Below are 22,446 nucleotides of genomic sequence, written 5' to 3' on the forward strand. Positions count from 1 at the left end.
AAATAAATGCGTTTGGGAGGACCCTGACAGTATGCTGCCAGGGTCCTCCCTGTTTAATTTTACAGCGTAGAAGCCTTGAGAATGGGAGGGGTATCGATTGATCGAACAGGCGAAACAAGCCTTGAAACGGGTATATGGCTATGACTCTTTCCGGAAGGGACAAGAGGATATTATCTCGGGCATTATGCAAGGACGCGATACGTTGGCTATTTTGCCGACCGGCGGTGGAAAATCGATTTGCTACCAAATTCCCTCAATGCTGATGCCTGGCACTTCACTAGTTATATCGCCGCTTATATCACTGATGAAGGATCAGGTTGATGCACTGCGGCGGGTAGGGGTTTCCGCAGCCTTTCTTAACAGCTCGCTCGGAGCTGCAGAATATCGGGAAGTGATGCGAAGCGCGATGCAGGGGGAGTATAAGCTGCTGTATGTGGCTCCAGAACGTCTGGATGCGCCAATGTTCCAAACGTTATCGGAGCAGCTTACCATCCCGCTCATCGCGATTGATGAGGCCCACTGCGTATCGCAATGGGGTCATGACTTTCGTCCAAGCTATAGACAGCTGGCAGGGTGGATCGCACGGATGAGGGATCGGCCGCTTGTAGCTGCATTTACAGCTACGGCAACAACAGAGGTAGCCGCGGATATTGCAGAAATGCTGAAGCTCCGTGACCCGAGTGTTTTTGTAACCGGATTTGCGAGGCCCAATCTATCGCTGTCTGTCGTAACAGGTGTGGATAAAAAGAAGTTTTTAGAGAACTTTATCTCATCACGCAAGGAGCAATCTGGCATCATTTACGCCGCAACGCGAAAAGAAGTCGAGAATGTATATGAACAATTGACACGCAGAGGCATTCAAGCGGGTAAATATCACGGCGGACTCTCAGATGTAGAGCGTGCGGAAACGCAGGAGAGATTTCGGTTTGATGAAATTCGCGTGATGATTGCAACAAATGCTTTTGGCATGGGTATTGATAAACCTAACGTTCGTTACGTGCTGCACTGGCAAATGACAAGCGACATTGAATCGTATTATCAAGAGGCGGGCCGTGCTGGCCGTGATGGCGAGGAAAGCGAATGTATCCTATTATTCGAGCCAGCCGACATGCAGGTTCAACGTTTTCTGATTGAGCAAGGGACAGGAGATAGTGATCGCAAGTCCATTCAGCTATCGAAGCTTCATACGATGATGAATTATAGTCGGACGCAGCGCTGCTTGCAGCAATTTATTGTCGATTATTTCGGAGAAACCGGCGTAGAGGCATGCGGGAAATGCAGCAGCTGCTTGGATAAGAGCGAGCCTGTTAATCGGACCGAAGAAGCGAAAATGGCGCTGTCGTGTGTAGGTCGAATGAAAGGTCGATTTGGCGTTATGATGGCAGCCAAAGTACTTAAGGGCTCGCGTGACAAACGACTTCTTGAATTTGGGCTGGATCGTTTATCCACGTATGGCTTGATGCGGCATTTGCCGGAGAAGGAAATCGGGGATTGGCTGTATTGGCTCGTTGCAGAGGGCTATTTAAAGCTCAGTGAAGGGCAGTACCCTGTCGTTTCTTTGACAGCGAGTGCATTGCCGGTGCTGGAAGGCCGCGAGTCGATCATTCAAAGAGTAAGAGTAACCGTAAGACAAGCTGCTTCCGCGGATAGTGCGAATGCTTCGCCGTTATTTGAAGCACTTAAGCAGTGGCGCAAAGAAAAAGCAGCCTTGGAAGGCGTACCGCCATTCATGCTGTTCTTTGACGCGACACTTAGGGAAATTGCGAATGCACAGCCCAAATCGATCGACCAGCTGTTAGGTGTGAAAGGGATCGGTTCGGCGAAGGCAGATAAATATGGTGAGGACTTGCTCTCTATTATCCATGCTAATGCAGGTGAAGGACAGGCATTGGGAGAAGAAACTTTATCGCATGCGCCTAGGAAGGCAGCAGCGTCTACTACGAGATCACAGAGCGATGAGCAGCCTAGTCACTTAACGACACTTGAGCTGTTTCAAGCGGGACAAGAGCCGGATGAAATCGCTAAGGATCGCGGGCTAAGCAGAGTGACGGTAGAAGGACATATCATTCGCTGCGCCGACGAAGGAGAAGAAGTGGATTTTAGCCGGATCATACCTGAGCAGTTCGAGCAATTGATTGTACAGGCCATCGGTGAGCATGGAACTGAAAAGCTGCGGCCGATTAAAGATGCTCTGCCCGAGGAAGTTACCTATTTTTCAATACATGGTGTAATGAGTAAATACGGCTTTAAAGTCTAAAGCAGCGTAATAGTTGATATTATGCTTTTTACAGAGCCAACTGTGAAAATTTCGGGAACGATTGGGGAAAAAAGTTTCGAAAAGAATAATATACATCGTATTGGGAGAGGAATTATTTGAAAAAAGCCTCGTTTCTGATAAACTATTTATAGTATGCGATTGTGGCAATGACGAATCATGATCTGTGGAATACCAAAACAGGAGGAATACAAATGTTTAATGTCATGTTATTTTTACACGTGATCGGAGCAGTTGGTATGGGATTCTATATCGTGCTTCCGATGATGGTAGGCAGAGCTTCGAGGCTCGCTGGAGTTGGACAAGGCGGTTTGGCTGATGGTTTGCTGTCAGCTAATCGGCTAGCACAGTATTTTCTAGTGGTGCAGCTGTTAACGGGCGGTTATTTGATGTCGCAGGGTGAATACAGCGTTGCATGGATGATTATTATTGTACTGCTTTTCCTAGCTATTGCTGCACTCGGCGGAATTATTTCCAAGCCCCTTAAGCTTGTAGTTGCTTCTATTCAAGATGGCAAGAGTGCAACCGCACATATCAATAAAGCGCGCGTGATGAGCATCATTGTGTTGGTGTTGTATATTGCGATTATTTATTTCATGAAGTTCCCGATGTTTAAAGTCTAAGCGTTAATTTGTATAACTTGAACTGAGTAAAATGAAGATTTAGCGAAGCGAGAAGATCGTTTTGGAGAAACGAAGTGTTCGCCTTTGCAGCCTTATTCTTACCTTTAAAAGTCTTAGAAAATCAAAGAATCTGGCTGCAACCGCGATCCTTCAGAACGATCTACTCGCGCAGCGCCCAAAACGTAAATGTTTAGTTCAACTTATATATTAATAAAATAACACTGTAGGGGGAGTTTAACGTGCATGAATCATCGCCGCAAATTGTAACATTTGGTGAATCCATGGCTCTATTTATGCCTCAGGAGCATAAGTCGATCGAACGTGCTGCAACGCTTGAAAAAACCTTCGGCGGAGCGGAAAGCAATGTCGCAATTGGACTTGCACGTCTAGGTTCCTCTGTAGGCTGGTTTGGTGCGCTTGGCAATGATCCGTTTGGTCAAAATATTTTGAAAACGCTGCGCGGCGAAGGCGTTGACGTATCACGCGCTCAGCTTAGCACGGATGCGCCAACCGGTATGATGTTCCGTGAGCATGTGGCGGGCAAAATGGCAGTGCATTATTTCAGAAAGCATTCGGCTGCTAGTCGAATGCTGCCTGAGCAGCTTGATGAGAATTATATTCGTGGAGCTAAGCTGCTTCATGTAACCGGTATCACGGCAGCGCTTAGCGAGGATTGCCGCAGAACGCTTCGCCGTGCTGTCGATATTGCGAAGGAGGCAGGCGTACTTGTGAGCTTCGACCCCAATCTCCGCCTTAAGCTCTGGTCAATCGAGGAAGCTCGTGAAACGCTGCTGCCGCTTGCTGCGGATGCCGATTATTTCTTGCCGGGCTGGGACGAGCTTAAGCTATTGTATGATACGGATGACTATGAACTGGTCAAGAGCAAGCTCTCTGAGCTAAAAGCAATATCTATTATTAAAGGCGTAGGCGATACAACTGTCGTATGGAAGGATGGACAGGAAGACAGCGTACCATTCTACCCAGCTGAGCAGGTTGTAGATACGGTAGGGGCTGGGGACGGCTTCTGTGCTGGATTCTTGGCAGGAATTATGAAGGGGTTAACCCCGGTGGAAGCTGTACGTCTAGCAAGCATTAACGGATCTCTTGTTGTACAGATGCGCGGAGACTGGGAAGCATTGCCTGAGTGGAGCGTTGTTGAGCATCGCTTGTCTGCCAAAGCGTGGGTGGAGCGCTGATAATGACTGATGTAGTCGGTTCCAAGGGCCAGCGTCGCCGTGAGGCTGTTCTTCAACTGCTAAAGCAGCAGGGACGGGTGACGATTCCGGAAATGGTCGAGCGCTTCGGCTGTTCAGAAGCGACAGCGCGTCGTGATTTAGAGCAGATGGAGTCCGACTATCCGGTTATACGTACAATTGGCGGTGCGCTGTATGATGGCATGAACTCTGCTCGGGAATTGCCATTTGCGGAGAAGGAAGGTTTGTCGATCTTGGAGAAGGAACGAATTGCCGAGCTGGCTGCGTCGTTAATTATTGAAGGCGACGTGATTGGGCTCTCGGGCGGTACGACCAACTTCTTAATCGCAAAACTATTAAAAACCCGTAAAGGGATTACCGTTGTAACCAATGCGGTGAATATTGCAATGGAGCTTGGAGGCAGCGAGATTCAAGTTGTTGTTACCGGCGGTATCATGCGGCATAATAGCTTCGAGCTGTGCGGGCCTTTAAGTGAAGGTACGGTTGCCCATCTTCATATTGGGAAAATGTTTATCGGAGTCGACGGTATTTCTGCGACAGGCGGCATTACGACCTATTCGGAGCAAGAAGCACAAATCGCCAAAGCACTCATTAAAAGTTCGCAAGCGGCATATGCCGTATTCGATCATACCAAAACAGGAAAAACCTCACTCTTCTCCATTGCTGCTTTAACGGAGCTGAGCGGCGTTATTACAGACGTTCCGCTCACCGAGGAGCTTTCTTATGAAATGAAGCAGCATGGTATTTCTGTGCATGTGACGGGCTAGCTATATCCAAAAGATGAGGCTATCCCAAAAGTGGTATGTTCGCTATTAGTGGAGAAAAGTAGAGTTTTAATCAAATGGCGGTGCAGGAATCTATTTCTGTACCGCCATTTTCCTTTGTTTATCGATGGCTGCTTGCTTAAGCAAATTATAGGTAAGCGAAAGCCACCCGACCTCTAGACTTAATCCAGCCCATAAGCACCTATGTGTTCTTATCGCGCCCGAATGATCGCATCCCGCCACTAAATCCAGCCCATAAGCACCTATGTGTTCTTATCGCGCCCGAATGATCGCATCCCGCCACTAAATCCAGCCAATAAGCACACATAGGTGCTTATGGCCTAAGAAAGTAAGCTGTTTTGCTGCCATAAGCACCTATGTGGTCTTAACGCGCCCGAATGATCGCATTCCCGCCACTAAATCCAACCCATAAGCACACATAGGTGCTTATGGCCTAAGAAAGTAAGCTGTTTTGCTGCCATAAGCACCTATGTGGTCTTATCGCGCCCGAATGATCGCATTCCCGCCACCAAATCCAGCCCATAAGCACACATAGGTGCTTATGGCCTAAGAAAGTAAGCTGTTTTGCTGCCATAAGCACCTATGTGTTCTTATCGCGCCCGAATGATCGTATCCCGCCACTAATTCAATCTCATAAGCACCTATGTGGTCTTATCGCGCCCGAATGATCGCATTCCCGCCACTAAATCCAGCCCATAAGCACCTATGTGTTCTTATCGCGCCCGAATGATCGCATCCCGCCACTAAATCCAGCCAATAAGCACACATAGGTGCTTATCGTTCAAGAAAGTAAGCTGTTTTGCTGACATAAGCACCTATGTGTTCTTATCGCGCCCGAATGACCGTAACCCGCTACTAAATCCAGCCCATAAGCACACATAGGTGCTTATCGTTCAAGAAAGTAAGCTGTTTTGCTGCCATAAGCACCTATGTGTTCTTATCGCGCCCGAATGACCGTAACCCGCTACTAAATCCAGCCCATAAGCACACATAGGTGCTTATCGCTCAAGAAAGTAAGCTGTTTTGCTGCCATAAGCACCTATGTGTTCTTATCGCGCCCGAATGATCGCATCCCGCCACTAATTGGAACCAAAAAGAGGATGCCTAGCCAAATTATTGGCTAGACATCCTCGTCATATTTAATATGGAAAGTAGAAAGTAAAGTTTGTTTTATTGAAATGTCATAGGGATCGTCCAGCTATTGCTTCTGATTGTGATAAACAGAACGCCCCTGCACCCAAGTTTGCTGGATACGCAGCTGTGCATCTGTCCATACAAGATCGGCTTGCTTGCCGCAGATAATGGAGCCAGTACGGTCGTTAATGTCAAGCTGCTTCGCGGCATTGCCGCTCGCAAGGCGGCTCACCTCAGCAATGGTCATGTCTGTATTCTCAAGCATGAAGCGTACGGCACCAATCATCGTCAAGCAGCTGCCTGCCAAAGCATTGCCTTCAAGCAAACGTGCTTCGTTGTCCTTCATAATGACCGCTAAGCCGCCAAGGCTATACTCGCCGTCGGGCATGCCTGCCGCTGACATGGCATCGGTAATCAAAATAATCTTATCCGCGGGCTTGGCGGCGAGCAGCAGCCGTATCGCTCCTGGATGCACATGTATGCCATCAGCAATGAGCTCCGCTGCTATGCGTGAATCCGTAAGTACGGCGCCCAGGGCACCTGGCTCACGGTGATGCAGTCCCCGCATGGCGTTATAGGTGTGTACAGCCTGAGACAGACCTGCATCTGCCGCAGCAATGATCTCGGCATATAAGGCGTCGGTATGGCCGCACGCCGTATTAATGCCCTGCTCTGCAAGCCAAGCGATCGTTTCGAGAGCACCCATCTTCTCAGGTGCAAGGGTTAGCTGTTTAATAAGGGAAGGCCACTTGGCCTGCCACTGCTTCATCCATTCGAGCTGCGGGTCAATAATGTGATCGGGATTTTGTGCACCTGGCCACTTCTCGCTTATAAAAGGGCCTTCCAAATGTACACCGTACAAAGCAGTGTAAGGCATCTCGCTGCTGCGATAATGATCGACAGCACGCAGTACAGCTTCGATCGCCTCCTTGGAAGCGGTCATCGTTGTAGCCAGCATGCCGGTCGTGCCCTGTGAAGCATGGAACTTTGTAATCGTATCAAAGCTATCGCTGCTTGCATCCATAAAGTCAGCGCCGAAGCCTCCATGCACATGAACGTCAATAAAACCAGGCAGCAGCCAGCCGCCACCGCCATCAATAATCTGAAGACCGTCAGCAGACACGGGGGCAGTGTCCTTGTTGCCATCCGCAGCAACCTCTACTATTTTACCGTTTTGAACGACGACGCTGCCAGCAGCGACGCCATCCTCAAGTACGATATTGACATTATGAATGATCCAGCTAGTCGTGCCTTCCGCCATTTAACCCAACAACCTTCCTGCCTCGCGATCGAGCAGAACGATTACGCGTGCATGTGTTTGAAGCAAAGAAGCTGGAACGCTTGTTGTAATCGGACCAGTTAATGCTTCTTTTACAATTTCCGCTTTGTCCGCCCCGCGTACGGCTAATATGATCGTATTCGATTTCAAAATAGAGCCAACACCCATCGTTATCGCATAACCCGGAACCTCCTCCATTGAAGCGAAGAAGCGTGCATTGGCTAGCCTAGTTTCCTCCTTGAGCTTAACGGAATGGGTGCCTCCAGTTAGATTATCATCAGGCTCATTAAAGCCGATATGACCGTTATGTCCAAGGCCAAGAAGCTGGATATCGATAGGTTTGGCTTGAATCATAGCATCATAGCGTGCAGATTCTTCTTCCATATTCGCTGCCATACCGTTAGGAAGATAGGTTTGAGCGGCAGGGATATCGATATGAGAAAATAAATGCTTATTCATATAATAAGCGTAGCTCTGATCATTTTCCGGACCGATGCCAACATATTCGTCTAGATTAAAAGTGGTGGCTTCCTTGAAGCTAACCTTCTTCTCGTTGAATTTCTCTACTATTTTGTCATATATTCCGATCGGTGTCGAACCTGTTGCAAGACCGAGAACTGCATCTGGTTTCTCATTTACGACGCTTATGAGCAAATCTGCTGCATAGATGTCTAATTCTTGCTGTGTATCAAATATGATGATCTCCATAAGTGTACCTCCTCGATGATGTTGTTACTCATATTTTAAATGAATATCGATCAATTAACAAGAAAATTTGATCATTATAATCAAAAAAATGATGGAAAAAATCAAAATGATAAGGATACCTTGATCTGTCTCGCGGTGGAGCGCTGGCGATACGTACATCCAGTTGTCCTGCTCCTGCAGGAGGAAGCTGTTTATCTATGCCTGTAAGCGCACCGTATGTGTCAATGTCATGGATGTGGGAGCGGGAAACATAAAATTATGCTATGCTAGTACGTAGTCGTCTTGCCGAATTTGGGATGGATGGCTTGAAGCTGAGGAGCTTGTTTTGCAGTATAGCAATTGAAAAGATAGAGAAGCGTGAAAATGAGCTGCGTCGCTATATAGGACGCGGGACGTTTGCGCTTGCTTGGGAGGAACAAGCATGACAATAGATCAGCAAGCAGCTACCGCGAAGCGCAAAGGCGAGCATATCCGCATTTGCTTGCAGGAGCAAGTGAACAGCGTAGGCATTGAAACGGGCTTGGAGCGGTATCGGTTTAAACATAATGCGCTGCCGGAGCTTTCATTTGGTGAGATCAAGCTGAATACCGAATGGTTCGGGAAGAAGCTTGGTGCTCCATTGCTCGTCAGCTCGATGACGGGTGGAACGGATGAGGCAGGTGCGATTAATCGTCGTTTGGCTGTAGTAGCGGAAGCAAGAGGTTGGGCGATCGGTCTTGGCTCTATGCGTGCAGCGATTGAAAATGAACAGCTAGCGGCTTCTTTTTCTATCCGCAAGGATGCCCCTTCCGTTCCTGTCATTGCGAATATTGGAGCGGTTCAGCTTAATTATGGCTTTGGCGTTGACTCCTGTCGCAGAGCGGTGGACATTGCGGAAGCGGATGCGCTCGTGCTGCATCTTAACAGTATGCAGGAGGTATTTCAGCCTGAAGGAGACACGGATTTCCGGAATTTGTTGACGGCGATAGAGCAGGTATGCAAGCGCTCTAACGTTCCTATAGGGATCAAAGAGGTAGGCTGGGGAATTGACGCAGATACGGCTGAAGCACTTGTCGGTGTGGGCGTAGCCTTTATCGATGCAGCAGGCGCGGGAGGCACCTCATGGAGTCAGGTTGAGAAATTTCGATCAACCGACGAGATGAGAAAGCAAGCAGCAGAAGCGTTTGCAGACTGGGGCATACCGACCGCTGAGAGTGTGGCGGAGATACGGATGCGCTTGCCGCAAGCGAATATTATTGCAAGCGGCGGCTTGCGAACAGGTGTTGATGCAGCTAAAGCTATTGGGCTTGGTGCTAACCTAGCAGGCTTTGGGCGAGTTCTGCTGCCGCAAGCGGCAAACAGCAGTCAACAGGTATCGCAGGAGCAGCTGCTTCAGCAATTTGAGCGAATTGAATTCGAATTGCAAACCGCGATGTTTGGTATCGGCGCAGCCTCGATTGATGAACTGCGGCACACGAGCAGACTGCTCCTGAAATAGGAAGAAGTAATGGTGATCGGGTGACCAGGGTGCTTAAATGCCCCTAGGGACACCCTTATTTGTTATTCTGCAGGAAGAAATAATCCGTTTATTTGATAAGCCCTGTGCCTTCGATAATAATATTCGGTCGTACCACGAATTCAATTTCCGGGTAGATCGACTCCCACTCCTTCCAGGAGTCGGGTTTTGGATGAGTTGCACGATACCGAAGACCAAAGCCAATGGGGTCAACGCCCGCTTTCTGAATCTTCCGCAGCAGGGCGACACATGACTTGGCATATTCCTGATTAAGATTTTGCTGAACGGATGTCCATTGATCGGTAAATATCCCTCTGGGAGCTTCCTCGAAAACGACTTTCATTTTCACATCCATCGTAATCGTATCCTTGCCATTTTGTTTTCCTATGCGAAACTTAGAACGAATGTTAGTGATAGCCACAACAAGATCCGAGCCTTCAAACATGCCGTGCATGGACGATTTGGTGAAATCATTGGCTAGCTGGTTATATATCTGCGCCTCAGTAGGGGATAGTACGAGCTTGATTCTTTTTTTGTCGAGCAGCGCGGTTTGATTAATAATGAAGCTTGACTCTTTATTTTTCATAATAATAGGCATTAAGGGGTCCAATCCTTGTTCTGTAGCTCTTCTGGATAAGTCTGATAACGTTTCTACATACGTATAAGATGATTCTGTCCCATCTGCACCAAAGCTTAAAAACAGCGTATTTCCTGGATAACGCTCAGAAATAGGTATTACTTTTAGTATGCTTGCCGCATCCGGTCTGCCAATAGCAATATTAGCGATATTTTGAATATCTCTTCTTCGCATCATCCATTGAAGTGTATCCTGATAATTCGTTTTTACGACCTTCTCACCGACGATATAAATTTTGCAATGCCCAAAGTCGAGCTCTTTATCTACATAGGCTTTCAGCATGCGAACGCCCTCGGCGATGCTTGGAGCATCGATGGTTTCAATTTGCGTTTTGGATGCTCCCGGCTCGATGCTCGGGGAGGGGATTGCGAGCTGAAGGGTGATACGGTATGGCTTCTTTTCATTTTCTGATGCATCAATGCCAATCGCAACGACAAAGAAGCGCTTGTCGATATCTTTAAAGCCGCAGCCGCCAAGCATGCCAATGATGAGACTAGCCAGAGCAATTCGGATGTAAGCATTCATGTGGACTTAGACCTCCATCGACTGAGGATGAATACTGCTACAACAATGATACCTTCTACAAACATTCGCACGACGAGCCAATACGTGGTTATAATAATACCGTTTTTCTCATTGGCGAATTGGAGATAGAGGAACGTAAGCACGATAAAAATACCTACAATTACGTAATTCGATATCGGTGTTCTGGGGCTGTCGATTTCCGGCTTGTAATTTCGGAAGCTGCTTTTAATAGATTCCATCGCCTGATGCCATCCACTCATCGTGTAGATGAGCGTTAAATTGAGAAACACGATTAAAAATAAAAATAATACTCGCTCAATAAAGCCATATTGCATAATCAGCGAGTCTGCAGTTATGCTCCAGATGTAGATATACTCGTTTACAGCCACTGTTCCGTGAAATCCGATTGGCACAAAAAACGAAACAAGTAATATCAAAATGCCGAAGAGCGGATATACCCAGCGAAACTTGAAACGAAAATTAGGCGGCAGAAGCCGATTAAACAAAGATAGATTGATATAACCGGTAAATATATAGCTTGCAGCTGCTACGGCAGTCAAGGTGGGCATCTCAGTTACATAATTAGCTACGACATGAATGGAATCCCAGTTCAATTGTGTACTTCGGACCGCCTTGAATAAGATGAAGATAATGATTGGCGCATTGACGATAATTCCGATCTCAATGACGTACATGACAGAAAGTGTTGAGCGTGTCGCTGCATAACCGCATGCGAGAATAAGCATGATCAGAATAAGCGTTGGATTCGCGTCTGGATTGAAGAAACGATTGATGAGCAGCGCGTAGGTTACAACAATAATAGTCGTACCAAACCACCACATAATCGCCGAACAAATCATTGTAATAGATACCAGCCACTGAGGACAATGCAGCTTAAGTATTTCAGGCAGACCTTTACCAGGGAAGCGGGCAAGTGCGCCGGTATACATGTAGACAAATATTGTGCCGATAACAGATCCTACAATCATGGAGGTTACAGCGCCAGAAAAACGAGCTTGAATTAAAATATATGGTACAAACAGCAATAGATTGATAAAGCTGACCATGATAAATGGATAAAATACATAGCGGTTCATTCGCCATTCACCTGCCCGATATCTCCTTCCAGTGGTCTTAATTTACCAAATAAGCGCATATAAGGCTTACCGAAGCTGCGCAGGTTGCATAGGTAGACAACATAGAGAAACAAGCCGACGGCGACGCCAGTAATTCCGAAAAAAATAGAAATTCCTATAAGAGGATATTTCAAAAAGCGGACTGTAAATGAGAGTGAATTTATAGGAATAACAAAATTTGAAATCGCAACGACCGACGTCACGATAATCATAATGCTGCTCACGAGCCCTGCCTGCTGGGCTGCTTGTCCTAGAATAAGTCCGCCTACGGTTGTAGCAGTAGAACCGATGTAGCGTGGCAGTCGTATACTCGCTTCTACCAGCATCTCGATCATGAAGAGCATAATAAATACCTCGATAAAAGAGGGGTAAGGAACAGCAGACCGACTCCCTGCAATGGAGAAAGCAAGCTGTACACGAAATACCTCGGGATTATACGAGACGACCGATATGTAGAGGGCAGGAAGTGTAATCGTCAGCACAATAGAGATGTATCTAAGAAGCACGAGAAAACTAGTCATCCAATACGCATTGTAATCGTCCTCCATTGCATGCATGAAATCATAGAAGGTGGCCGGCAAAATAAGTGCGAACATATTTCCGTTTAAGAGAAGGACAACCTTTCCTTTGGATATCGCCTTGCCGATGCGGTCAGGCCGCTCAGAAATGAGAACAGTAGGAAATAAATGCTTTCTTTTGCCGATCAGCAGCTTCTCCAATTCGCCAGCGGCTTGAAGCATTTCAACGTTGATGGAAATTAATTTGCTGCGAACGTTTTCGAGTACTGTCGAATCTACCCGGCGTTGATCAAATAAAACATAGATTTGTGTTTTGGACAAAGAGCCAACGGTATGCTCCTCCACGGCTAAATCCGGAGACGGATATATATTTCGAATGAGGTTGAGAGAAACGATGATATCCTCGTTTAAGGCAAGCTGAGGACCTTGAATGGCACTCTCAACCTGTGTTTGCGGGCTTTCAATGGTCATAATTTCTCTGACCTTGAAGGAATATATCGTTTCCTTTACTTGGATAAGAACGTTGCCGCGCAGAAGGAGATCTTGCCACTGGGCAGTATCCTCAACCTTGTGGTAATCGGGGTTTGTGTCCAGCTGCTTTTGAAATGAGTACTCCTCCCTCGTAAAAGGGATGATGATGAAATCATTAATTTTTTTCATTTCGCAAATGGTGGATATATAAGCAATTTCAATGGACATTTCATTATTTTGCAACGATGAAAATACGACATCGATAGATTCGGCAAACAATATGCGCAAACGTTCATTCATAGCGATACCTCCTTTTTTAAATAATATGATCATTGGACGGACGAACTAGCTGAATAATCTTCCATAGTTTGTACTTGAAACCAATTTTTATGCCTGTCCGCTGCGGCTTTGCCAGTAAGTTATTATTCAAGTACAATGAAGCAAACATATGGTCTTCACAGAGCTGGTACATAATGGAGGGGAACAAAAGAATGAAACCATGGTATGAGCAGAGTTTTGGCTCCGACTATATGCTAGTTTATAGACATCGGAACTGGGAAGATGCGAGTAAAGAGGTTGGCAAAATGCTTGCTTGGCTTGGGCTGCCGAGGGGAGCCAAGGTGCTGGATATCGGCTGCGGGATGGGGAGACATGCGCTCGCTATGGAGAAAATTGGTTATTCGGTAACAGGTATTGACCTCTCTCCTATATTGCTTGAAGAAGCAAAGCGCCATGATGACACCTCGCAGGTGAACTGGGTTCACGGAGATATGCGCAGGCTGCCGTTTGAAGCAGGGCGCTTTGCTGCAACGGTTAATTTATTTACTTCCTTTGGTTATTTTCAGCTGGAAGAGGACAATATCAACGTGCTGCGCCAAATTAGAAAAGTGCTGAACCCGGATGGCTCCTTTCTAATCGATTTTCTTAATCCCGTTCAAGTTGCTCAAAACTTAGTTCCGAGATCGGAACGATTGGATGAGGATAGCGGCTTGCACATTCAAGAGCTTCGCTCCATTGCAGACGGTTGGGTGATGAAGGAAATAACGATATCTGATCCACGCAATATGGAGGAGCCGAGGAGATATTTGGAGAGAGTGAGACTGTACAAGCAGGAGTGGTTCGAACATCATCTCGCTGCTAGCGGACTTGATTTGACTAGGCTGTATGGGGATTACAACGGCTCGGCATACGATGAAGCAACTTCACCGCGAATGATTATGATAGGGAGGGTGAAATCAACGTGAGTAACGATAAGGACGAGTCTCAGGTGCTGGAAGCCGCACGACAGTTAAATATGAAGAGGGTACTTCTTCAGAAGGAATGGGTTCAGGTGCGCGTACCGGTACCCTTCTCGCTCAAATGGGTGAACAGCTACCTTATTCCGGAAGAGCGCGGTTATACGCTCATTGATCCAGGTCTGCGAACAGATGATGCGATTAGCGTATGGTCTGAGGTATTGCAGGATCTAGAGCTGAAGTGGACAGATATTGTGAAAATCGTGCTGACACATCAGCATCCCGACCATTATGGGCTGGCTGGTTATGTGCAAGAGAGAAGTGGGGCTCCTGTCTATATAACTAAGGAAGCACATGCTTATGCACGCAGGCTTTGGGGAGCAGATAGTCATTTCTCAGAGCAGCTGCAAGTGCTGTACGCACAGCATGGCATGCCCATCGAGCAGCAGGAGGAGATTGCGGAAAATCTTAAATCATTTGTGAGCATGGTATCACCACAGCCAGAGGTAACCTATTTCGAAGCAGGCAGCCACATGATGATCGGTTCTCAGAGCTGGCTTCTTATTGATGCGCCTGGACATGCTCGCGGGCAGGTTTGCTTCTATCAACAGGACTTGCAATGGATGCTGTGCGGAGATCAAGTATTGCCTCGGATTACGCCAAATGTTAGCGTCGTTCCGGGGGAGGATGGCGATCCGCTGGGCGATTTTCTGAGCAGTCTGGAGCAGTTGAAGCAATTCGAGGTCAAGCTTGCGTTTCCTGGACATCGTGATCCATTCACCAATTTTGCAGGCCGTATTGCGGAGCTTGAAGAGCATCATCTAAGCAGGCTGGACAAAATGGCAGCGCTGCTCGCAGAAGAGCCTCGCTCTGCTTATCGCATGTGCGAGGCTCTATTTGGCAGCAGGCTCGGCGGCAATGCTCATCAATTAAGATTTGCGATGTCGGAGACGCTGGCTCATCTGGTCTATTTGGAAAAACACGCCCGAATTTCCTCAGCAAACGTTGCTGGCATCTTTATTTATTCAGCGCTGCCGGCTTAGCGATCACGGAATTCTTGAGGAGTAACGCCGTAACGATCCTTGAAAACCTTAATGAAATAGCTTGTTTTCAAATAACCGACTTTAGCAGCGATCTCATAAATTTTTTCTGGCGTAGTGCGCAGCATATGCGCCGCGGTTTCCATTTTGAGCCGTGACAAATAATCGCTGATGCCCTCGCCCGTTTCCAGCTTATAAATTTTTGACAAATAGGACGAATTTAGAAAAACATGCGAGGCGATGGATTGCAGCGATGCGTCCTCCAAATGGCCGGATACATACTCTTGCACCTTCTGTACTGTGCTGGAGCGGGAGTGCTGGACTCTACTGCTCATATGATCTTTATAGGCATTGATAATACCGCTTGTCCAAGAGCGAAGCTGATTTATCGTATGAAAGTTAGGACCGCTAAGCAATTGATTAAACTCGCCGCCCATAATATCCGTCATCCAAAGCTTGTTCTTGTGAATGGAATAGCTTAGTGAGCTGACGATCATGAAATAGGTTTCCAAAATATGCTCATGCGAGTCGCCCCATTTGAACTCGAGTTCCTCAAAGGCATGCTTCAGCTTCTCCTCGATAGCATCCCATTGTCCTGCCTCCAGCAGATGAATAAGGAGCGGTGGATTGTATAAGTGAGAAAGGGAGTTCGCTTCGCCGTGCTTTACTTCCTCTGTTAGCGTTAATAGGAAGCCTCGTTCGCTGCCAATACGCTGTCTGAAGCTCATAAGTGAAAAATGATAGGTCTCCTGCACCTCACGCGGAAACTCATCTTGCTTAGTGAGCACAAGGGATACTGTGCCCTTTAAATAAAGCTTCACATAATGCTGCAGCTGCGCCGCTTTTTGTTCCACGAGATGAAGAAAGGGTGCTTGCTCCTGCGAGCTTCCGTTTTTGCTCATAATGAGAAAAATAAAATAGCCGTGTTCGTCCTTCGTCTGCCAAAGCTTGTATTCGTCAGCAAATATTTCTTCAGCGATATTGGATACCGCATATTCAAGCAGGGAGCTGTCACGTTCGCTCTGCTCGTAGAAATAATCCTCCATCCGCAGCAGCATCATGCAATAGGGGGAGGAGCTGTTAAACGGAATATCGAGCATATCGAGCTTTTCATTAAGCTTCTCTTCGCTGAAGGTCTGGCCTTGAAGGAGCGAGAGCAGCAGATGGTTTCGCAAAATAGGCAAGTTATCCTTCAAGGAGTTTAGCGCGCTTTGATGCGAGCTGATTTCCTGCCAGTGCTCCTCCAATTGCATCGTAGCCTTCTTGACGGCTCGAAGCAGCTCCTCGTCGTCCGCAGGCTTAAGCAAATAATCGCTTGCTTGATGCTGCAGCGCTTTTTTGGCGTATTCAAAATCATTGTAGCCCGATAATAAAATACATTTGACATTGCTCCAGGAGGCGCGTATTTGCTCCATTAAATCTAGCCCAGACAGTCCTGGCATATGAATATCCGTAATCACGATATCAATCGGCGTCGTATTCATTATTTCGAGTGCTTCTTGTCCCGAATTGGCTTGATACACGGTTTCAATGCCTACAGTGTCCCATGGCAGGTTGCTGGCTAAATCCTCTACAAGATCCGGTTGATCGTCAACGATTAAAAGTTGATACATGATGAACAGCTCCAATCTTTATGCTAGGCTGGTAATAATTGTTGCGGCCAAGTCAGGTGTACGGCAACGCCGCCTTCGGGACGAATACGGAAGCTGATCGAGGCTTCCTGCCCGAATTGGTAGAGCATCCGCTGCCGGATGTTCCACAATGCGCAGCCACTCGAATCATCGGGTGGATTCATAATTTTTTTCTCCAGCTTTCGAAGCTCCTCCTCGCTTATGCCAATTCCGTTGTCCTCTACAATAATGCTATGATAGCGGTCGTTGCTTTCCCCGGAAATCGTTATGACACCATCTCCATCGAACCGCTCAATGCCATGCAGTACGGCATTTTCTACGATAGGCTGAAGCAGCAATCTCGGAATTTCAATACCTTGCATAGCATCAGGCACTTGGATGCGATAGGATAGATGCTGAATATGGAACTGTTGGATTTCCAAATAGCTTTCTACGAGTTGAAGCTCTTCCTTTATGGTAGCTGTCAGCTTCTCAACCCTTGTCGTATAACGGTAGTAGCTGGATAGATGCATGGCCAGCTTCATAACAGATTCCTTCTTATCCAGCCTTGCCAAGCTGCGAATGAGCGCAAAGCAATTGTATAAGAAATGGGGATTGATTTGGGATTGCAGCTGCTTGACATTCGCCTCGCGGCGCCTAAGCTCCTCGACATAAACCTTCTGAATAAGCTGCTCGGTATTGGCAGCCATATCGTTAAAGTGCTGGAATAAATAGCTGAATTCATTTTTAGGATTTGCAGTAATTCGTGTAGAATAATTGCCTTCCTTCAGTCGCTTAACATTCCGGACAAGCAAGCCAATCGGCCGCTGAACATTGCGATAGAGCAAGTAGCCAGCGAGTAAGCTCATGACAAGCAGCAAGGCTACTGAGCCGTAAAATAAATTTTGGCTTTTGACGATTGGCTTTAATATATTCGCAAGCGGCACGTAATCGATCAAATACCAATCGAGCGTTTTCACATGGGCGGAGGTTACGAGAAAATCATTCCCATGCAAGCTGACAATCTGGTTGGATGCCTCTTCAATATTTCCCTTTAGCATTAATGTTTTAATACTTTCGGTCATTCCTTTATCGGCGCTCCGATTTTCGATTATTCCCCCTTCTGCATGAATAAGGAAGGGGTCCCCCTTTCCAGCTAATTTGAACGTATCCAAATCCTTAATAAGATGCTCTTCAGGAAATGAAATTTCAACAATAATGCCGGCCTTATCGATATCGGTTATTTTGGTTGAGGGCTTGACGATATGCCGTACGAAGCGGTTTTGCTTCATGCTTTGTATGGTCATTTCTTCGAATTTCCAGGTTGGCGTCAGTATCTGCTTGATCGAATCTAGATCGTAAGAAAGATAAGTATTCGTTGATACGAGCTGCTCGCTCGCAGGCGCTGTAATGCTGTACTGCGTATCCCAGCGCTGGGCGACATTGAGCAGCCTAAGGCGCTCCAGTATGCGAAGCTTCTCATCATTTCGTTGATATGCGCTTTCGATGAAATGAAGATTTTGCAGCTGCTGAATATGGATATCCTCGCTCAGCAGGAAGCCAAGCGTCGAGAGAGTGGTTACACTCTTATCGATTTCACTAGCTAGAAAAGTAATATCCTTCTGCTTCAGCGACTTCATTTCTTCCTTTATGACTTCGATGCTTGTTCGAATAGAAAGCGTATACAAAACGATGATTGGAATAAGCAATAGGATAATTAATGAAATCATTTTGGCAAACGTATTCTCGCGTAAACGCATGCTGGAGCCCTCTCTTTTTGTCAAGATAATGATAGATAAGTCTACAAAGTGGCATGGTTCCAAAAATCGTGGTCTATAGAACAGGTGAAGCAGCTGATAAAATTAATCATACAGGAGAGCTGATAAAACACAAATCAAATTTTGTTCGGAAAGGGGAAAAAGCAGTGGAAAGTGCGCTAAACGAACCGCTGAAGCAGCAAAAAAAGCACACACGTAAAAAGGAGAAACGGGCGAAGGAAGTATTTAGCCGCACTTGGCCTTTGCATCTCATGCTGTTTCCTGCAGCAATCATCGTCTTTATATTTGCTTACGTACCTATGAGTGGATTAATAATGGCTTTTCAGGATTTTAAGCCTTATAACGGGATGTTTCATTCCAAGCTTGTCGGTTTAGAGCATTTCCGCTTTATGTTTGAGTATCCGGACAGCAAGCAGGTGATTTGGAACACCTTGATTATTTCTGGCTTAAAGATCGTTTTTGGCCTAGTGGTGCCGTTCACGTTCGCGATATTGCTCAATGAGGTTCGAAAAATATTTTTCAAGCGTGTCGTCCAGACGCTCGTCTATTTGCCGCATTTTATTTCATGGGTCATATTGGGCGCGATTCTTACAGATATGTTAGGCAGCAAAGGTATTGTGAATCAGTTGCTGAACAGCATAGGAATGGATTCCATTTTTTGGCTGGGGGAGGGCAATTGGTTCCGATTTACCGTTATTGTCAGTGATGTTTGGCAGAACTTCGGTTTTAATACGATCGTGTTTTTGGCTGCATTGTCAGGTGTAAACCCATCCTTGTATGAAGCCGCTGAAGTAGATGGGGCAACGCGCTGGAAACAGACGCTGTATATTACGGTGCCATCGATGATTCCGATCGCTGTCGTAGTTGGAACGCTGTCGCTTGGCAATATTTTGAACGGCGGCTTTGATCAAATTTTTAATTTATACAATGCGCTCGTTTACGACAAGGGGGATATTATCGATACATTCGTATATCGAACGGCAATATTGAACGGTCAATACAGCTTTGGTACAGCCGTCGGCATGTTTAAATCGATCATCGGCTTAATTATGATTGTGTTCTCCTATCGGATGGCTTACAAATACGCCGGATACAGAATTTTCTAAAGAGGGAGGAAGGAGAAAGAGCATGTATCACAAAACAACAGGCTACAAAGCGTTTTCGGTATTTAACTACATTTTGCTAGCTCTCATTTGCATTACCTGCATCATTCCGCTCGTCCACATTCTAGCAGTCAGCTTAAGCGCCAGCGCACCGGCGAATGCCAATTTAGTCAAGCTTTGGCCAATTGGTCTTAATTTCGATGCCTATGCCAAAACGCTGAACAATGATAACTTTCACAATGCGCTGTTCGTTGGGCTTAAACGGACAGCTCTTGGAACCGTTGTGGGCATGTCGCTGATGATATTGGCGGGTTACGCTCTCTCTAAGGATGAGCCAGTGTTTAAGAGCCGTTCCATCTATACTTGGTATTTTCTCTTTACGATGCTGTTCAGCGGTGGTATTGTACCTTCGTACATGCTTATTCGAAACTTGGATTTAATGAACTCGATTTGGGCGCTCGTGCTGCCAGGCGCAATCAATGTTTTTAACATGGTGCTTCTGATGAACTTCTTCCGAGCAGTCCCTAAGGAGCTTGAAGAAGCATCGTTGATTGACGGAGCTGGCCAGTTCCGAACGCTGTGGAGCATATTTTTGCCGATATCGATGCCTGCATTAGCAACGATTTCTTTATTTACGATGGTCACGCATTGGAATTCATGGTTTGATGGCTTGCTTTATATTACAGATTATAGAAAATATCCGTTATCTACATTTTTACAAACGATTATTGTTCAACAGGATTTTAATAAAATAAATCCCGATGTCAATGAGCTGAAGCATATCTCTCAGCGTACCGTGAAATCGGCGCAAATCTTTATCGGAACACTGCCAATATTGCTCGTATATCCATTTTTACAGCGATATTTTGTTAAGGGCATCATACTCGGAGCGGTTAAGGAATAGCGCAAGAAAAAGGCATCAATAACAAAATAATGGTCTATCGGTACGGTTTGAAGCGCTGTATATTGGTAACAAGCGGAATGGAATATACCGTAATTAATAGCAAAATATAACTTATGGGGGTAAGGGAATGAAGAAATGGCTATCAGTCTTATTGGTGCTCACATTTATGGTCGCAATTGCGGCATGTTCTGGCAACAATGCGAATAAAGGAACAAATGGTACTGCTGCAACGAACAAACCAGGCAATGAACCGTCTAAGGTTGAAGAGGAGAGCAAGGAAGGTTTTGTTGACGGGAAGTACACAACTCCGATAACGCTGTCGACCGTATGGGGTCTTAACCAAAACGGCTCGATCTTTAAAGAAGGCGAAACGATTGAAGACAATGTGCATACTCGTCTGATCAAAGAAAGACTTGGCATTGACATCAAGTACAACTGGGTCGTAACGAACACCAATGATGCCTACAAAACGAAGCTGCGTCTGATGCTGTCGTCAGGCGAAGAAATGCCGGATGTGGTCACTTACCGCGGTGATATGGAAACGGTTAATATGCTGATTGATTCCGGACAATTTATGCCGGTAGGCGATCTCGTTGAGAAATACGCAAACGATACTTATAAAGCTGGTCTGGACCTTGATCCAACGATCTGGCTGCCGATAAGCCGGGGCGGCGAGAAAATGGCATTGCCTATTCTCGATTACGCTTACAACGCGGATCACGTTATGTGGGTTCGTGAGGATTGGCTGGAGAAGCTAAGCCTCAAGGCACCTACGACGCTTGCAGAGATGGAAACGGTTATGGATGCATTCGTTAATGGCGATCCAGACGGTGACAGCAAAAAGAATACGATTGGTTTGGCTACAGGCTTTAAAAACGGTTTCGCTAACTGGATGACTGACATTGGCTTCATTTTCGGTGATAACGGTACAATGCCTGGCCAATGGAATCTAACTGCTGAAGGAACATTGGAGCATGGCTCCATTAATCCGGCAGCGAAGACGGCACTATCCCAGTTAAAGGGTTGGCTCGATAAAGGTTATATTTCTCAAGATTCTGCATTGCTGGATGAATCAACAGGCTCCGAGCTGTTCACGAAAGGCGAAGCGGGCATTATGTTTGGACCTAACTGGCTACCAGCATGGCCCTTCCCAGACCTGTTGAACAATGTTCCTGGCTCAAAATATAAAGCTTATCCGATTCCGGCAGGCCCAGACGGTAAAATCGGTTCCGCAGGCGGCAACCCGCCAGCTAACGGTTATGTGTTTGTTAACAAAAAAGCGAAAAATCCAGAAGCAATCCTGTACTACTATAACTGGTTCTTCGATAATATGGCGAACCCGCAGCCGGGCAGCGAATTTGAGAAGGGCTTCGCAGAGGGCTACGATTACGCTACGCTTCCTGATGGTTCGATTACAGCAGATATCGCGAATCATTCTGATCTATTCCCAGGCTTGAAGGATCAAACAGCGCCACCGCTTTATTATACGCTTACGTTTGAAGGTGCACGTATTCCAACCTTGTATGCAGAGACGCATGTTAAGCTGGCTAATGGAGCAGAGCCGGTATCTCCATACGAGAAGCAAGAGTTCAACACACGTCTGAAAGAAAACACCGATGCAATGAAGGTCGTTATGGACCAAAATGATATTCGCATGAAAAACTATTATATGGGTCCTTTGACGGAAACGATGCAAAGCAAAAACGAGCTGTTGAACAAGCTTCTTAACGAAACGTTCAATAAGATCGTATATGGTCAACAGCCGCTTGAGTCTTTCGACACGATGGTCGAAAACTGGAAAAAATCAGGTGGAGAGCAAATTACGAAGGAAGTTAACGATTGGTACAACAGCGTTAAATAATGAATCTAACAAACAGCCTGTCATCATGCAGTTTCACCATTGAGCTGTAAGGAGCAGGCTGTTCTTATTCAGCCACAAGTAAACGCTTTCAAGAAATAGCGATAAAGAAAGGAAG

Annotated in this window: 18 protein-coding genes; 11 read left to right on the forward strand and 7 right to left on the reverse strand. The window is 46.3% G+C overall.

The window, feature by feature from the left end; all coding sequences use genetic code 11:
- Positions 1–97 precede the first annotated feature (97 nt).
- The 4 genes from recQ to MHI37_RS08645 all read left to right on the forward strand — a co-directional run bounded on the left by recQ (position 98) and on the right by MHI37_RS08645 (position 4,879).
- A complete protein-coding gene (gene recQ, locus MHI37_RS08630) occupies positions 98–2,257 on the forward strand; it encodes a DNA helicase RecQ (RefSeq protein ID WP_076336135.1) in 2,160 nt (719 codons plus the stop codon).
- A gap of 212 nt (positions 2,258–2,469) precedes the next feature.
- On the forward strand, positions 2,470–2,898 hold the full coding sequence (locus MHI37_RS08635) for a hypothetical protein (protein ID WP_076336134.1): 429 nt from the start codon (positions 2,470–2,472) through the stop codon (positions 2,896–2,898).
- A 239-nt stretch (positions 2,899–3,137) separates the two neighbouring features.
- Entirely contained in the window at positions 3,138–4,094 is a 957-nt protein-coding gene (locus MHI37_RS08640; RefSeq protein WP_076336133.1) for a sugar kinase, read from the forward strand.
- 2 nt (positions 4,095–4,096) lie between these two features.
- Positions 4,097–4,879 carry a DeoR/GlpR family DNA-binding transcription regulator gene (locus MHI37_RS08645; protein WP_076336132.1) on the forward strand — a complete coding sequence of 261 codons (783 nt, stop codon included), beginning with the start codon at positions 4,097–4,099 and terminating at the stop codon, positions 4,877–4,879.
- Positions 4,880–6,095: 1,216 nt separating this feature from the next.
- Here the strand turns inward: MHI37_RS08645 and nagA are convergent.
- Entirely contained in the window at positions 6,096–7,292 is a 1,197-nt protein-coding gene (gene nagA, locus MHI37_RS08650) for an N-acetylglucosamine-6-phosphate deacetylase (protein WP_076339119.1), read from the reverse strand.
- A complete protein-coding gene (gene nagB / locus MHI37_RS08655) occupies positions 7,293–8,018 on the reverse strand; it encodes a glucosamine-6-phosphate deaminase (protein ID WP_076339118.1) in 726 nt (241 codons plus the stop codon).
- A gap of 263 nt (positions 8,019–8,281) precedes the next feature.
- On the opposite strand from nagB, the gene MHI37_RS08660 reads away from it, so the two are divergent.
- Together MHI37_RS08660 and fni are read left to right on the forward strand one after the other, a co-directional pair.
- Entirely contained in the window at positions 8,282–8,443 is a 162-nt protein-coding gene (locus tag MHI37_RS08660; RefSeq protein ID WP_179090302.1) for a hypothetical protein, read from the forward strand.
- Positions 8,440–9,495: a type 2 isopentenyl-diphosphate Delta-isomerase gene (fni, locus tag MHI37_RS08665; protein WP_076339117.1), complete on the forward strand. Its 1,056-nt coding sequence runs from the start codon at positions 8,440–8,442 to the stop codon at positions 9,493–9,495. The genes MHI37_RS08660 and fni overlap by 4 nt, the downstream gene beginning before the upstream one ends.
- Positions 9,496–9,583: 88 nt before the next feature.
- Here the strand turns inward: fni and MHI37_RS08670 are convergent, their stop codons facing one another.
- Genes MHI37_RS08670 through MHI37_RS08680 form a run of 3 tightly spaced genes read right to left on the reverse strand, consistent with a single transcriptional unit; the run spans position 9,584 to position 13,100 of the window.
- Positions 9,584–10,675 carry a Ger(x)C family spore germination protein gene (locus MHI37_RS08670; protein ID WP_076339116.1) on the reverse strand — a complete coding sequence of 364 codons (1,092 nt, stop codon included), beginning with the start codon at positions 10,673–10,675 and terminating at the stop codon, positions 9,584–9,586.
- Positions 10,672–11,772 (reverse strand): hypothetical protein, encoded by a 1,101-nt coding sequence (locus MHI37_RS08675; protein ID WP_076339115.1) that lies wholly within the window; start codon positions 11,770–11,772, stop codon positions 10,672–10,674. Before MHI37_RS08675 ends, MHI37_RS08670 begins: the two co-directional genes overlap by 4 nt.
- Positions 11,769–13,100 carry a spore germination protein gene (locus tag MHI37_RS08680; RefSeq protein WP_083676489.1) on the reverse strand — a complete coding sequence of 444 codons (1,332 nt, stop codon included), beginning with the start codon at positions 13,098–13,100 and terminating at the stop codon, positions 11,769–11,771. The genes MHI37_RS08675 and MHI37_RS08680 overlap by 4 nt, the downstream gene beginning before the upstream one ends.
- Before the next feature lie 191 nt (positions 13,101–13,291).
- Between MHI37_RS08680 and MHI37_RS08685 the strand changes: the two genes are divergently transcribed.
- Positions 13,292–14,044 (forward strand): class I SAM-dependent methyltransferase, encoded by a 753-nt coding sequence (locus MHI37_RS08685; RefSeq protein WP_076339113.1) that lies wholly within the window; start codon positions 13,292–13,294, stop codon positions 14,042–14,044.
- Positions 14,041–15,078 carry an MBL fold metallo-hydrolase gene (locus tag MHI37_RS08690; protein WP_256710670.1) on the forward strand — a complete coding sequence of 346 codons (1,038 nt, stop codon included), beginning with the start codon at positions 14,041–14,043 and terminating at the stop codon, positions 15,076–15,078. Before MHI37_RS08685 ends, MHI37_RS08690 begins: the two co-directional genes overlap by 4 nt.
- Here the strand turns inward: MHI37_RS08690 and MHI37_RS08695 are convergent.
- A complete protein-coding gene (locus MHI37_RS08695; protein ID WP_076339112.1) occupies positions 15,075–16,688 on the reverse strand; it encodes a response regulator in 1,614 nt (537 codons plus the stop codon). The genes MHI37_RS08690 and MHI37_RS08695 overlap by 4 nt on opposite strands.
- A gap of 23 nt (positions 16,689–16,711) precedes the next feature.
- The gene (locus tag MHI37_RS08700) at positions 16,712–18,445 is read right to left on the reverse strand and encodes a histidine kinase (RefSeq protein ID WP_076339111.1); all 1,734 of its coding nucleotides are present in this window, start codon (positions 18,443–18,445) and stop codon (positions 16,712–16,714) included.
- A gap of 269 nt (positions 18,446–18,714) precedes the next feature.
- On the opposite strand from MHI37_RS08700, the gene MHI37_RS08705 reads away from it, so the two are divergent.
- The 3 genes from MHI37_RS08705 (at position 18,715) to MHI37_RS08715 (ending at position 22,331) form a co-directional block, all read left to right on the forward strand.
- Positions 18,715–19,569, forward strand: a complete 855-nt coding sequence (locus MHI37_RS08705) for an ABC transporter permease subunit (protein WP_076339121.1) — start codon at positions 18,715–18,717, stop codon at positions 19,567–19,569.
- A 22-nt stretch (positions 19,570–19,591) separates the two neighbouring features.
- Positions 19,592–20,470, forward strand: coding sequence for a carbohydrate ABC transporter permease (locus MHI37_RS08710; protein ID WP_076339110.1), 879 nt, complete (start codon positions 19,592–19,594; stop codon positions 20,468–20,470).
- 127 nt (positions 20,471–20,597) lie between these two features.
- A complete protein-coding gene (locus tag MHI37_RS08715) occupies positions 20,598–22,331 on the forward strand; it encodes an extracellular solute-binding protein (RefSeq protein WP_076339109.1) in 1,734 nt (577 codons plus the stop codon).
- Positions 22,332–22,446 lie beyond the last annotated feature (115 nt).

Source organism: Paenibacillus sp. FSL H8-0548 (assembly GCF_038630985.1).
GTDB lineage: Bacteria > Bacillota > Bacilli > Paenibacillales > Paenibacillaceae > Pristimantibacillus.

Excerpts from the sequence above, each read along its gene's own strand:
- MHI37_RS08705 (WP_076339121.1), top strand. The coding sequence starts at position 18,715 with ATGCTGTTTCCTGCAGCAATCATCGTCTTTATATTTGCTTACGTACCT.
- MHI37_RS08635 (WP_076336134.1), top strand. The coding sequence starts at position 2,470 with ATGTTTAATGTCATGTTATTTTTACACGTGATCGGAGCAGTTGGTATG.
- MHI37_RS08685 (WP_076339113.1), top strand. The coding sequence starts at position 13,292 with ATGAAACCATGGTATGAGCAGAGTTTTGGCTCCGACTATATGCTAGTT.
- nagB (WP_076339118.1), bottom strand. The coding sequence starts at position 8,018 with ATGGAGATCATCATATTTGATACACAGCAAGAATTAGACATCTATGCA.
- MHI37_RS08675 (WP_076339115.1), bottom strand. The coding sequence starts at position 11,772 with ATGAACCGCTATGTATTTTATCCATTTATCATGGTCAGCTTTATCAAT.
- MHI37_RS08710 (WP_076339110.1), top strand. The coding sequence starts at position 19,592 with ATGTATCACAAAACAACAGGCTACAAAGCGTTTTCGGTATTTAACTAC.
- fni (WP_076339117.1), top strand. The coding sequence starts at position 8,440 with ATGACAATAGATCAGCAAGCAGCTACCGCGAAGCGCAAAGGCGAGCAT.
- MHI37_RS08715 (WP_076339109.1), top strand. The coding sequence starts at position 20,598 with ATGAAGAAATGGCTATCAGTCTTATTGGTGCTCACATTTATGGTCGCA.
- MHI37_RS08680 (WP_083676489.1), bottom strand. The coding sequence starts at position 13,100 with ATGAATGAACGTTTGCGCATATTGTTTGCCGAATCTATCGATGTCGTA.
- MHI37_RS08695 (WP_076339112.1), bottom strand. The coding sequence starts at position 16,688 with ATGTATCAACTTTTAATCGTTGACGATCAACCGGATCTTGTAGAGGAT.
- MHI37_RS08700 (WP_076339111.1), bottom strand. The coding sequence starts at position 18,445 with ATGCGTTTACGCGAGAATACGTTTGCCAAAATGATTTCATTAATTATC.
- MHI37_RS08645 (WP_076336132.1), top strand. The coding sequence starts at position 4,097 with ATGACTGATGTAGTCGGTTCCAAGGGCCAGCGTCGCCGTGAGGCTGTT.
- MHI37_RS08660 (WP_179090302.1), top strand. The coding sequence starts at position 8,282 with ATGCTAGTACGTAGTCGTCTTGCCGAATTTGGGATGGATGGCTTGAAG.
- MHI37_RS08670 (WP_076339116.1), bottom strand. The coding sequence starts at position 10,675 with ATGAATGCTTACATCCGAATTGCTCTGGCTAGTCTCATCATTGGCATG.
- nagA (WP_076339119.1), bottom strand. The coding sequence starts at position 7,292 with ATGGCGGAAGGCACGACTAGCTGGATCATTCATAATGTCAATATCGTA.